Source organism: Lysobacter sp. A421 (genome assembly GCF_054052145.1).
Map to the genome: position 1 here is coordinate 846984 of NZ_JBSVRL010000002.1, position 11943 is coordinate 858926.

Below are 11943 nucleotides of genomic sequence, written 5' to 3' on the forward strand. Positions count from 1 at the left end.
ATGGACCACGCGACAAGTCGACTTGGCACCGCCAGCCGCGCCGCATTGAGCGAAGGCGGCGAGCTGGCGCGCAATATTGCCGCGTTCACGCCGCGCAGCGCGCAGCAGGATTTTTCCGCCGCGATTGCGAATGCGTTCGAACACCGCGGCGTGCTGTTGGCGGAGGCCGGCACCGGTACCGGCAAGACCTTCGCCTACCTGGTTCCGGCGATCCTGTCCGGTCTGAAGACCATCGTGTCCACCGGCACCCGCGCGCTGCAGGACCAGCTCTACCATCGCGACTTGCCGCGGGTGCGCGACGCACTCGGGGTCGGCCTGAAGACCGCGTTGCTGAAAGGCCGGTCCAACTATATGTGTCATTACCGGCTGCAGCAGGCCAAGGGCGAGCCGCGCTTCCACTCTCTCGCGATGGCCTCGCAGTTCCAGCGCATCGTGGCTTGGTCCAGTCGCACCCGGATGGGTGACATGGCCGAGCTGGAGGACCTGCCGGACGATTCGCCGCTGCTGCCAATGGTGACCTCCACCGCCGATAACTGCCTGGGCAGCGAGTGCCCGTTCTTCTCGGAGTGTTTCGTGGTCCAGGCGCGGCAACGTGCGCAGGCCGCCGACCTGGTGGTGGTCAACCATCACCTGCTGCTGGCCGACCTGGCGCTGAAGCAGGAAGGCTTCGGCGAGATACTGCCCGGTGCCCAAGCGTTCGTGGTCGACGAGGCGCATCAGTTGCCGGAGCTGGCGGCGCAATTTTTCGGTGAAGCGCTAAGTGCCCGGCCATTGGTGGAGTTGGCCCGCGACGCGCTGGCCGAGTGCAAGCAAACTCCGGGGGCATTGGCCGTTTTGCAGGAGCCCACGCGCGCGCTGGAGCAGGCGGTGCGCCAACTGCGCGCGTCAATGGACGAGCTGCCAGTGCGTGGCACCCGTCGCCGCGCCGCTGAGGACGCCAACGCCGAGGCCGGACTGGATGGCCTGCTGCAGGCGTTACGCGACCTGCACGCCGCGTTGTTGCCACTGCGGGAGGCGGCGCCGGGTTTCGACAGTTGCACCGCGCGGGCCAGGGAGTTCGAGAAACGCCTGTTGCGTTGGCGTGATGCCGACGATGCAGGAGCTGTGGAAAACGTGGCGGATGCCGGGGTCGACGGTATCGATCCGTCGCCGTTCGCCCCGCAGCATGTTGATGTCCCGGTCGCCGACCCGGACGATCGCGGTCCGCTGCTGGATGGCAGTGAGCCCAGCGTGTTGTGGTACGAGCTGACGGCGCGTGGTTTTCGCCTGAGCCGCACGCCGCTGGATGTTGCCGGTCCGCTGGCCGAGCACCGCGCACGCTCGCAGGCGGCCTGGGTATTCACCTCGGCCACACTGGCGATCGGCGGCCGCTTCGAGCATTACGCCATCAAGCTGGGCCTGCATGAGCCGACCACGTTACTGGCACCCAGCCCGTTCGATTGGCCGCAGCAAGCGTTGTGTTACCTGCCCCCGGGGCTGCCCGAGCCGTCGGCGCGTCACTACACCGCCGCCATCGTGGAGGCGATCAAGCCGGTTCTGGAGGCGTCCGCAGGCCGTGCGTTCGTGTTGTTTGCTTCGCACCGGGCGCTGCGTGAGGCTGCCGAATTATTGCGCGGCGGCCCGTGGCCGCTGTTCGTGCAGGGCGAGGGTCCGCGCTCGCTGCTGCTGGAGCGCTTCCGTGGGTCGGGTAACGGGGTGTTGCTGGGTGCCGCGAGTTTTCGCGAGGGCGTGGACGTGGCCGGCGATGCGCTCAGTGTGGTGATCATCGACAAACTGCCCTTTGGCGCGCCCGATGATCCGGTGTTCGAAGCCCGGCTGGAAGCGATCCGGCGCGACGGTGGGAACCCGTTCCGCGACGAGCAGCTGCCACAGGCGGTCATTGCGCTCAAGCAGGGCGCCGGGCGCCTGATCCGCAGCGAGACCGACCGCGGTGTATTGGTGCTGTGCGATCCGCGGCTGTCGGCCAAGAGCTACGGGCGGGTGTTCCTGGACTCGTTGCCGCCGTTGCCAAAGACGCGGCGCATCGAGGAGGTGGAGGACTTTTTTGCGTCACAGTCATCACTCCTGGCGGAGACCATCAATGAGTGACCAGGGCCGATGAAATGAAGCTGCTCGCGTTTGAACTGTCTACCGAGGGCTGCTCGGTCGCGTTGTGGATCGATGGCGAGGTGCATGAGCGTTTCGAGGTTGCACCGCGCCGGCACGCCGAGCTTGCGTTGCCGTGGGCGGAAGCCTTGCTTGCGCAGGCGGGCTTGAAGAAGTCGCAGTTGGATGCAATCGCCGTCGGCCGCGGGCCGGGTGCATTTACCGGCGTGCGCCTGGCGATCGCCATTGGACAGGGCATCGCGTTGGCGCTGGACTGCCCGATTGTCCCGGTATCCACGCTCGCCGCGCTCGCGGCTGGCTGTCGTCCGGCCAGTGCCGCCCAGTTGCCCGGGCAAGTCGCGGGCAGGCCCGATGGACGCATTCTTGCTGCAATCGATGCGCGCATGGGCGAGATCTATTCCGGTGCGTTCGAGTGGCGCAATGACGGACTCATCGCCATCAGCGAGGAAGTTGTGGTTGCCCCGGACGCGGCGCAACTGCCCTCCGGACCCGGCGACTGGCACGGGGTTGGCACCGGCTTTGAGGCTTGCGATGGCGCGTTGGGATCACGCCTTGCTGCCAGATTCGCGAGCATCGATGCGACGGCGTTGCCGCATGCGGCTGCGGTCGCCACGATCGCGGCGGCGGCGTTGGCTCGCGGTGAGGGAGTCGCGCCGGAGCGGATCGAACCGGCCTACCTGCGCAATCACGTTGCCCTGACAACGGCAGAACAAAAGGCTTTGCGGGCCTCCAAACCGCCGCGTCCCTAACGGTCTTGCAGCTGGCCGTCCGGCAAGAATGCCCAGGTGCGGGTCACGTGCAGGATGTCGGGATCCTCGTCGGTCGCCGGTAATGGCGCGTAAGGTTCGGCCAGCTTGGCAATACGCAAGGCGGAAGCATCCAACAGCGCGATGCCGCTGGTCAGCACGATCTGCGAGTGCTCCACCGTGCCATCGCGGCGGATCCCGATACTGATGACCACCTGTCCGGCCAGCCGGCGCCGACGGGCCTCGTCGGGATAGTTGAGGTTTCCGACGCGCTCGACCCGGTCGACCCAGCCACGCAGGTAGCTGGCCCAGGCGTATTCGGCGGTGCTGGCGGAGACGAACTTGCGCTTGGGGCGCTTGGCATAACGCTCGGAGCGCAAGTGTATTTCCGCTGCCAGCCGGGCCATCGCGACGTCGCGATCGATCTTTTCCTGGCCGGGAGGCAGTGGACGGTCGCTGGCCTCGGGAGTTTCCAGTGCGGTGGCAACGGCGGCCTCGCTACGCGTGCTGCTGATGACCCGTGCCCGCGATCGTGGTTGCGGGGCGGGCGACTGCGCGCGCAATTGGCGCTGGGCAATGCCATCGGTGGCCTGTGGCAATGGCCCCGATTGGCGCTCGCTCGGGCGCGTGCTCTTGTCGTGTTCGCCGCCGCCCAGATTGTTGGCCTGGGCCAGGAAGTCGGCCTGTTCCGGAGTCAGCGCGCTGCGGGTCTGGGTCAGGATCACGTCAAGAGTCGGGACTACCGGCGCGGCGTTTTCCAGCGCGAAGCCGACGCCGAGCAGCAGCATCCCATGGACCAGCAACGACAGGACCAGTGTCGCGCCCAGACGTTGTTGTTCACCGATCACTGGCGCGGCTGCCACGCTCACGTGTCGGCAGCCGCCCGTGCCTCGATGGCATCGAACAGGCTGGCGGCGATGTTCAAGCCGAACTGTGCGTCCAGCTCGCGGATGCAGGTGGGGCTGGTGACGTTGACCTCGGTCAGGTAGTCGCCGATCACATCCAGACCGACGAACAGCATCCCGTGACGTTTCATCTGCGGCCCGACCTGGGCGGCGATCCAGCGGTCGCGCTCACTCAGCGGGCGGCCTTCGCCACGTCCGCCGGCGGCGAGGTTGCCGCGGAACTCGTCGCCCTGCGGAATGCGCGCCAGGCAGTAGTCGACCGGCACCCCGTCAACCAGCAGGATGCGCTTGTCGCCGGCGCTGATCTCGGGGATATAGCGTTGCGCCATCGCCATGTGGGGCCCATCGCCGAGCAGGGTCTCCAGGATCACGTTGGTGTTCGGATCGCCGTGGCCGACGCGGAAGATCGAGCGTCCTCCCATTCCGTCCAGCGGCTTCAACACAGCTTCGCCCTGTTCGGCGATGAATGCCTTCAGCATTGCCTTGTCGCGGCTGACCACAGTAGGAGGGCAACACTGCGGAAACAGCAATGCAGCCAGTTTTTCGTTGTAGTCGCGCAGGCCTTGCGGGTCGTTGACCACCAGCGCACCGGCGTCCTGGGCGAGACTGAGGACTTGGGTGTCGTAGATGAATTCGTTGTCGACCGGCGGGTCCTTGCGCATCAACAGCACGTGGCCGGCGCCAAGGTCGACCTGGGTCTCCGCTTCCAGCTCGAACCAGTTGGCCGGGTCGTCGCGAACACGCAGCCGGGCAACCTTCGCTACCGCCTTGCCGTCGCGCAGGCCGAGTCCGCCCGGCACCACGTACCACAACCGGTGCGAACGCCGCTGGGCTTCCAGCAGCATGGCGAAGGTGGAGTCCTTGGCAATCTTGATCGACCCGATCGGGTCCATCACGACGACGATGTCGAGGGGCATGGCGACACTGGCTGTAGGGAGTGGCAACGATGGTAGCAGGGGCTCCGGCAGATCGGCGCAGCGGCGCGCATTCATCTTGATCGCGAACGATTCCGTGCTTGACAGCTTGCATCTGGCTTGGAATAAAGGGAGCCTACGCAACGCGCCCGGGGATTTGGCATTGGCGCTTCGCATTGGGATATCGGGGACATTTGAAGATGCACGACGAGGTTCGCAACGGCAGCCTTGATGGTTTGCGGGTCATGGTGATTGATGACTCCAAGACCATCCGCCGTACCGCCGAGACATTGCTCAAGCGTGAGGGCTGCGAGGTGGTGACCGCCACCGATGGTTTCGAGGCGCTGGCAAAGATCGCCGACCAGCAGCCGCAGATCATCTTCGTGGATATCATGATGCCGCGCCTGGATGGCTACCAGACCTGTGCGCTGATCAAGAACAACCAGGTTTTCAAGAGCACGCCGGTGATCATGCTGTCCTCCAAGGACGGCCTGTTCGACAAGGCGCGTGGCCGCATCGTGGGCTCCCAGCAGTACCTGACCAAACCATTTACGCGCGGGGAACTCCTCGACGCCATACGAACGCACGTCAACAACGCCTGACCGGGGGGTAAGGCAACCAATGGCACGTATTCTTCTGATCGAGGATTCGCCGACTGATACGGCGGTCCTGACCCAGTTGCTGGAACGCAACGGACATGAAGTGCTCGCTTCGGGCAACGCCGAGGACGGCATCGATACCTGTCGCCGCGAGCAGCCGGACCTGGTGTTGATGGACGTGATCCTGCCGGGGATGAATGGTTTCCAGGCGACTCGCGCCTTGTCGCGCGATGAGGCCACCAAGGCTATACCGGTATTGATCGTCAGCACCAAGGGCATGGAAACCGACAAGGCCTGGGGCCTGCGGCAGGGCGCCCGGGACTACATCGTCAAGCCGCCACGCGAAGACGAGTTGATCGCGCGCATCAACGAGCTGCTGGGGCCGTGAACCACCCGGCGGCGACGGCGCCGGATCCGTTTGCGATCCTGGTCAATTACGAGCGCCGCAGCCTGGCGCATGTCGCCGGGCTGCCAGAGCAGCTGGAAGCGCCCGGCCTGTGGCGCGGCGTGGGTTATCGCATAGGCAATCGTCGGCTCGCCTCCGGGTTTGACGAGGTGCTGGAGATCCTGCCGCTGCCCCAGGTCACACCGGTGCCGGGCGCGCGCTCATGGCTGCTGGGCCTGGCCAACGTGCGCGGAAACCTGTTGCCGGTAGTGGACCTTCGCCAGTTCATGGAAGGCGAGCGCACCGTGCTGCACGAAGCCCAGCGCATATTGCTGGTGCGCCAGCCGGGCGGCGACGTCGCGGTGTTGGTCGACGAGCTGTTCGGCCAACGAAGCTTCAACGAGTCCCAGCTGGAGCCCGCCGATGGATCAGGCCATGCCGGCTTGATCGAAGGCCGTTATACCCATTTCATCAGCCGGGCTTACCGCCTCGGCGAGCATCCCTGGGGGGTGTTCAGCCTGGACCGGCTGGCCCGAACCCCGGAATTCAGGCAGGCGGCCTTTGAATCGCCGCGCGCCGAACTCCACGGCAATGAAACCCACGCCAGCAACGCACTTGAGGTCGAACATGAGCACTGAAATGAATTCCGTCGCCGGCAAGACCCGCAACATCGGGGTCAATACCTGGTTGATCGTGCTGGGCTTTTCGGTGCTGATTTTCGGCCTGAATACCGGTTATGCAACCTGGAAGGCCGCGCGTCTGGGTGGTGCCAGTACATCGGCCTCGAACCTGCAGGTGCTGTCGCAGCAGCTGGCAGTGCGCGGCCGGGAGGCCGTCGGTGGCGACCAGGCGGCGTTCACCTCGTTCAAGGCAACCAAGGCGGAAGTCGATGCGAACATCGGCGACCTGACCACGAACTTCGGTGACACCCCCGGGGTATCCGGGGCAATCGGTGATGTCAGCCAGACCTGGGCGCCGTTGGACAAAAGTGCACAGCAGGTAATCGCCAGCGAGAAGGCCGTGCTTGGCCTGGCCGGTAGTGCCAACAGCTTCACCAAACAGGTCCCGGACCTGCAGGCGCGGCTGGACGAGCTGGTGCGCGCGATGTCCGCCAGCGGCTCGCCATCGTCACAGGTCTACTACGCGCTGCGCCAGGTCGTGTTGTCGGGGACCATGGCCCGGCGGGTGACCGAGATCCGCGCCGGCGGAAACACTGCCGAAGCCGCGGGCGAAGGCCTGGCTCGCGACGCTGCGGTATTCGGGAACGTGCTGGCCGGCTTGCGCAATGGCGATGAGGGCACCGGCATCACGGCGCTGAGCAACGCCAACGCCTTGAACGCCCTGGGCCAGGCTGAAACGTTGTGGACGGCGATGAAGACCGATCTGGATGCGATCCTGGGAAGTTCACAGAACCTGTTCAGTGCCCAGGCCGCGGCCGACGCGATCACCAATGGCTCGGACAAATTGCTGTCCGAAAGTCGCTCGCTGTTTGATGCCTTCAACGCATTCGGCTCATTGAAGGACACCAGCTTGCTGGGCAACTTGTGGGTATCCATCATCTCCGGTTTGGTCGCGTTGCTGGCGATTGCCGGACTGCTGTTCTCGCTGAACCGCGCCCAGCATGCCCGCTACAGCACCAGCAAGGAGCTCAATGACCGCAACCAGGAGGCGATCATGCGCCTGCTGGACGAAATGGGCTCGCTGGCAGAAGGCGATCTGACCGTCAAGGCGACCGTGACGGAAGACATGACCGGCGCCATTGCAGACTCCATCAACTTCGCCGTCGAGCAGTTGCGTAGCCTGGTACAGACCATTACCGACACCTCGGTCCAGGTCGCCTCCAGCGCGCAGGAGACGCAGGCCACGGCCATGCACCTGGCCGACGCGGCGCAGCATCAGGCGCAGGAGATTACTTCCGCCTCGGGTCGTATCAGCGAAATTGCCGCCAGTATCGACCAGGTCTCGAAGAACTCCGCGGAATCGGCTGACGTGGCACAGCGCTCGGTGCAGATCGCGACGGCCGGTGCCGGCGTGGTGCGCCAGACGATCCAGGGCATGGACAACATCCGTGACCAGATCCAGGAGACCTCCAAGCGCATCAAGCGCCTGGGCGAGTCCTCCCAGGAGATCGGCTCGATCGTTGAGCTGATCAACGACATTTCCGAGCAGACCAACATCCTGGCGCTGAACGCGGCCATCCAGGCGGCTTCGGCCGGTGAGGCCGGCCGCGGGTTTGCGGTGGTGGCCGATGAAGTGCAGCGGCTTGCGGAACGCTCCTCCAATGCGACCAAGCGGATCGAGTCGCTGGTCCAGACCATTCAATCCGATACCAACGAGGCTGTCAGCTCGATGGAGCAGACCACCACCGAGGTGGTGTCAGGTGCGCGCCTGGCGGAGGACGCGGGTACCGCGCTGGGCGAGATCGAGAAGGTCTCCTCGGATCTGTCCGGATTGATCCAGGGGATCTCGACGGCCGCGCAACAGCAGTCTGGCGCGGCGGCCAATATCACCCAGACCATGAACACGATCCAGCAGATCACCTCGCAAACCACCGAGGGCGCCAACCAGACCGCGCAGTCGATTGGAAACCTGGCGCAACTGGCCGCCGACCTGCGGCGTTCGGTTGCCGACTTCAAGCTCCCGGCCTGAGGCGAAAATTGGATCGACGGATGAACAGCCTGACACCCGGTCGCTCGCAACCCCTGCGCCCGCTCGCCAACCAGTGGAGTGCTGCGTGATGACAGTGATGCGCGACGCGATCGACACCACCACGCTGGGTTGGATCAAGCCGGAGCTGGACGAGACCTTGCGCCTGGCGCGCCAGGAGATCGAGGCGTATGCCGAATCGCCTGGCGACGGCAGCGCGATGCGGACCTGCGCCAGCCACCTGCACCAGGTCCACGGGACCTTGCGCATGGTGGAGCTGTACGCGCCGGCAATGGTTGCCGAGGAAATGGAGCGACTGGCCCTGGCCTTGCTACATGGCGAGATCAGCGATCGCGACGACGCCTGCACGATGCTGATGCGCGGGGTGGTGCAGTTGCCCGATTACCTTGAGCGCCTGCAGGGTGGCCACCGGGATATTCCGATCGTATTGCTGCCGCTGCTCAACGAATTGCGCGCCACGCGGGGCGAGGCCGGACTGAACGAAAGTGTCTTGTTCGCGCCGAATATGAACCGACCGTTGCCGGTCGACTTGCCGGCACCCCGGCAGAGCGCGGACACGATTCGCACCGGCCGACAGCCGGCCAGTGAGAACCTCGTGGCACTGGGTCGGGAGCTGGCGCAATGGCCCGAGAACGGCGCGCCGGCGGATGCCGCGCGGCTGGCCCAGTTGGTCGATGGCCTGCTTTCGGAAGTCTCGATCGAGCCATTGCGACGCATGCTGTGGGTCGCATCATCGGTTGCCGGTGCGCTGCGTGACGGCGCACTGCCTCCGACGCGCACCTTGCGCCTCGCCTTTGGCGGCGTGGAACGTGAGGCGCGGCAGCTGCTGGGCGAAACCGGCTACCGTGCACCGGGCGGCGAGCCCAATGCCGAGCCAACCCGACAACTGCTGTACCACGTTGCCCATAGTGACGACGGCCATCCGGCACTGGACAGTCTGCGCAAGACCTTCGAGCTGGATGTGGCACCACCCACCGTATCGGAGCTCGAGCACGCTCGAGGCAGCCTGAGTGGCCGCAATCGCGCGTTGCTGGATACCGTATCCAGCGCGCTCAAGGAAGACCTGTTGCGAGTGAAGGACGCACTCGATCTGCATCTGCGCACGGGTCAGACCGGGGTGGAGGACCTGCGCCCGCAAGTGGAGACGCTTGGCCGGGTCAGCGACACCCTCGGCATGCTCGGGCTTGGAATCGCTCGCGGCGTGGTGGTGCAGCAACGCGATGCGATGCAGGAGATCGTCTCCGGCCAGCGTGCGGCAGAAGAATCGGTCTTGCTGGATGTCGCCGGCGCGCTTTTGTATGTGGACGCCTCGCTCGACGAGCAAGTCGCCCGGTTGGGATTGTCCGACGATCACGCCGACGAGGATCTGCTGGCGAGCGAGTCGCGCAAGATCCTTGAGGTCGTGGTGCGCGAGGCGATTGCGAACTTCGGTGACGCCCGCCAGTCGTTCGTCGCGTTCGTGGAGACCAACTGGGACCACGCCGAGCTGGTCGAGGTTCCGCGCCTGCTCGGGGAGGTCAGCGGTGCATTGCGCATCCTGGATTTCAACCTGCCGGCGGATTACCTGTTTGGGATACAACGTTATGTCGAGGTCGAGCTGATCGACCGCAAACGTGTCCCCAACGGGAAGCAGCTGGACACCATGGCCGACGCCCTGGCCAGTGTCGAGTACTACCTGGAAGCGCTGCGCGAGCAGCGGCCCAGCCGCGACCGCATTCTGGAGATCGCCCGTCATAGCCTGGCGACACTGGGTTACTGGCCAGTGCCGGCACCACTCGACGCCGACCAGGTCGTGACGCCATCACCCCTGTCGTCGCGGGATGAGGACGAGGCTGCCGCCGCGATCGACCGGTTGTCGGTCGATGCCCCAATCCTGCACGAGACCGCGGAGCCGGAGCCAGACGCGCCAGCAGTCAAGACCGGAGTCGAAGCGCATAGCTCCGGGCCGGTCGTCCTGGTGGGCCGCGGTGTCGATGGTTTTGGAAGCAACGACGACATCGACGACGAGATCCGCGAAGTCTTCCTGGAGGAGCTGGAGGAGGAGATCGGTAATCTGGGGACACAGCTGTCCGTCTGGCGCCAGGCGCCTGAAAACATGGAGCAGCTGCGCTCGTTGCGTCGCGTCTTCCATACCCTCAAGGGCAGCGGCCGCCTGGTCGGGGCCAGCACCCTGGGTGAATTCAGCTGGAAGATCGAGAATGTCCTCAACCGCGTACTGGAAGGCACGCGCCTGGCCAGCCCCGCAGTCGTGGCGATCGTCGAGCATGCGCACATCGCGCTGCCCCAGTTGCACGCGGCGCTGCAAGGTGTCGGGGAGATCACCGCTGATCTGGAGGGCCTGCAGTCTGTTGCCGACCGGATCGCCGAGGGCGAGGAAGCGTTCCATACCCCGACCATCGCGACGGCCGTGGAGGTGGAAAGCCCGGTTGATATCGGCGCTGCTGGCGAGCCCGAACCCGAACCCGACGTGGCTGACCGGGCACCGGAGCCAGAAGGATTCGAGACGCCAGTGCTGGCCGAGGAACCGTCCGGAATTCCCGCGTCGGTCGACCCGGTATTGCTGGAGATCCTCGGTACCGAAGTCACCGGGCACCTGGGCACGATCCAGGACTGGCTGAGCACTTGTCAGGATCAGCCGCAGCCGGCCGATGACCAGTTGCAGCGTGCGATCCACACCCTCAATGGCGCGTTCGCGATGACGGAAGTGCCCGTCATTACCGAGATCACCACGCCGGCAGAGGCCTATGTCCGGCGACTGTTGGCCACCGGATTGCCGGCCACCGCCGAGGGTGTCTTGGCGATTGCCGGGGTTGCGACCGCCGTCGCCAGCACGCTTGCCGCACTGCAATCGGAGCGGCCGCGGGTGCCGGAGTTCGCCGGTGTGGCCGAGCGGATGCGAGCATTGCGCGACAGCCTGCCCGATGCGCGGGCATCGGGGCCACTGGTCGACATCGACGTCCCACTGCCGGCAGTTGCCACCAGCGGGATATCGATGGTTGATCTGACCCCCTATGCGGGTGACGACGATGCCGGGGTGGCTGACGAGGCCACGCTGACTGATACCGAAAGCGCCGAGCTGGAGCGGGCCGAAGCCGAGCGGATCGAAGCCGAGCGGATCGAAGCCGAGCGGATCGAAGCCGAGCGGATCGAAGCCGAGCGGATCGAAGCCGAGCGGATCGAAGCCGAGCGGATCGAAGGCGAGCGGATCGAAGGCGAGCGGGTCGAAGCCGAGCGGACCGAAGCCGAGCGGACCGAAGCCGAGCGGACCGAAGCCGAGCGGATCGAAGCCGAGCGGATCGAAGCCGAGCGGATCGAAGTCAAGCGGATCGAAGTCGAGCGGATCGAAGCCGAACGGATCGAAGCCGAGCGGATCGAAGCTGAGCGGATCGAAGCCGAGCGGATCGAAGCCGAGCGGATCGAAGCCGAGCGGATCGAAGCCGAACGGACCGAAGCCGAACGGACCGAAGCCGAACGGACCGAAGCCGAACGGATCGAGGCCGAGCGGATCGAAGCTGAGCGGATCGAAGCTGAGCGGATCGAAGCTGAGCGGATCGAAGCTGAGCGGATCGAAGCTGAGCGGATCGAAGCTGAGCGGATCGAAGCTGAGCGGATCGAAGCTGA

General features: G+C 65.5%; 8 protein-coding genes and 4 pseudogenes. 8 read left to right on the plus strand and 4 right to left on the minus strand.

The window, feature by feature from the left end; all coding sequences use genetic code 11:
* Together ACW7G6_RS09265 and tsaB are read left to right on the plus strand one after the other, a co-directional pair.
* The gene (locus ACW7G6_RS09265; RefSeq protein ID WP_456978405.1) at positions 1 to 2088 is read left to right on the plus strand and encodes an ATP-dependent DNA helicase; all 2088 of its coding nucleotides are present in this window, start codon (positions 1 to 3) and stop codon (positions 2086 to 2088) included.
* Positions 2089 to 2102: 14 nt separating this feature from the next.
* Positions 2103 to 2855, plus strand: coding sequence for a tRNA (adenosine(37)-N6)-threonylcarbamoyltransferase complex dimerization subunit type 1 TsaB (gene tsaB / locus ACW7G6_RS09270; protein ID WP_456978407.1), 753 nt, complete (start codon positions 2103 to 2105; stop codon positions 2853 to 2855).
* Here the strand turns inward: tsaB and ACW7G6_RS09275 are convergent.
* Entirely contained in the window at positions 2852 to 3721 is an 870-nt protein-coding gene (locus tag ACW7G6_RS09275; RefSeq protein ID WP_456978408.1) for an energy transducer TonB, read from the minus strand. The two genes, tsaB and ACW7G6_RS09275, sit on opposite strands and share 4 nt — an antisense overlap.
* Positions 3718 to 4674 carry a glutathione synthase gene (gshB, locus tag ACW7G6_RS09280; RefSeq protein ID WP_456978409.1) on the minus strand — a complete coding sequence of 319 codons (957 nt, stop codon included), beginning with the start codon at positions 4672 to 4674 and terminating at the stop codon, positions 3718 to 3720. The genes ACW7G6_RS09275 and gshB overlap by 4 nt, the downstream gene beginning before the upstream one ends.
* 197 nt (positions 4675 to 4871) lie before the next feature.
* On the opposite strand from gshB, the gene pilG reads away from it, so the two are divergent.
* From pilG to ACW7G6_RS09305, 5 genes and pseudogenes are all read left to right on the plus strand, one after another.
* Complete coding sequence (pilG, locus tag ACW7G6_RS09285) at positions 4872 to 5273, plus strand: twitching motility response regulator PilG (protein ID WP_456978410.1); 402 nt, start codon at positions 4872 to 4874, stop codon at positions 5271 to 5273.
* Between the two features lie 19 nt (positions 5274 to 5292).
* Positions 5293 to 5658 carry a response regulator gene (locus tag ACW7G6_RS09290; RefSeq protein ID WP_456962301.1) on the plus strand — a complete coding sequence of 122 codons (366 nt, stop codon included), beginning with the start codon at positions 5293 to 5295 and terminating at the stop codon, positions 5656 to 5658.
* Positions 5655 to 6215, plus strand: a pseudogene (locus ACW7G6_RS09295) (chemotaxis protein CheW); the annotation flags it as partial. The gene ACW7G6_RS09290 and the pseudogene ACW7G6_RS09295, both read left to right, overlap by 4 nt.
* A gap of 67 nt (positions 6216 to 6282) precedes the next feature.
* Positions 6283 to 8304, plus strand: coding sequence for a methyl-accepting chemotaxis protein (locus ACW7G6_RS09300; protein WP_456998101.1), 2022 nt, complete (start codon positions 6283 to 6285; stop codon positions 8302 to 8304).
* A 97-nt stretch (positions 8305 to 8401) separates the two neighbouring features.
* Positions 8402 to 11083: pseudogene (locus ACW7G6_RS09305) on the plus strand (Hpt domain-containing protein); the annotation flags it as partial.
* Here the strand turns inward: ACW7G6_RS09305 and ACW7G6_RS09310 are convergent.
* Positions 11046 to 11588, minus strand: a pseudogene (locus ACW7G6_RS09310) (pentapeptide repeat-containing protein); the annotation flags it as partial. The pseudogenes ACW7G6_RS09305 and ACW7G6_RS09310 overlap by 38 nt on opposite strands.
* 51 nt (positions 11589 to 11639) lie before the next feature.
* Positions 11640 to 11879, minus strand: a pseudogene (locus ACW7G6_RS09315) (pentapeptide repeat-containing protein); the annotation flags it as partial.
* Here ACW7G6_RS09315 and ACW7G6_RS09320 point away from each other — a divergent pair.
* Positions 11865 to 11943: pentapeptide repeat-containing protein (locus tag ACW7G6_RS09320; protein ID WP_456998157.1), on the plus strand; the 79-nt coding region annotated here is incomplete at its 3' end. The pseudogene ACW7G6_RS09315 and the gene ACW7G6_RS09320 sit on opposite strands and share 15 nt — an antisense overlap.

What these genes read in the sequence shown, in the direction of transcription:
- ACW7G6_RS09265 (WP_456978405.1), top strand. Translation starts at nt 1, where the DNA reads ATGGACCACGCGACAAGTCGACTTGGCACCGCCAGCCGCGCCGCATTG.
- tsaB (WP_456978407.1), top strand. Translation starts at nt 2,103, where the DNA reads ATGAAGCTGCTCGCGTTTGAACTGTCTACCGAGGGCTGCTCGGTCGCG.
- gshB (WP_456978409.1), bottom strand. Translation starts at nt 4,674, where the DNA reads ATGCCCCTCGACATCGTCGTCGTGATGGACCCGATCGGGTCGATCAAG.
- pilG (WP_456978410.1), top strand. Translation starts at nt 4,872, where the DNA reads ATGCACGACGAGGTTCGCAACGGCAGCCTTGATGGTTTGCGGGTCATG.
- ACW7G6_RS09290 (WP_456962301.1), top strand. Translation starts at nt 5,293, where the DNA reads ATGGCACGTATTCTTCTGATCGAGGATTCGCCGACTGATACGGCGGTC.
- ACW7G6_RS09300 (WP_456998101.1), top strand. Translation starts at nt 6,283, where the DNA reads ATGAGCACTGAAATGAATTCCGTCGCCGGCAAGACCCGCAACATCGGG.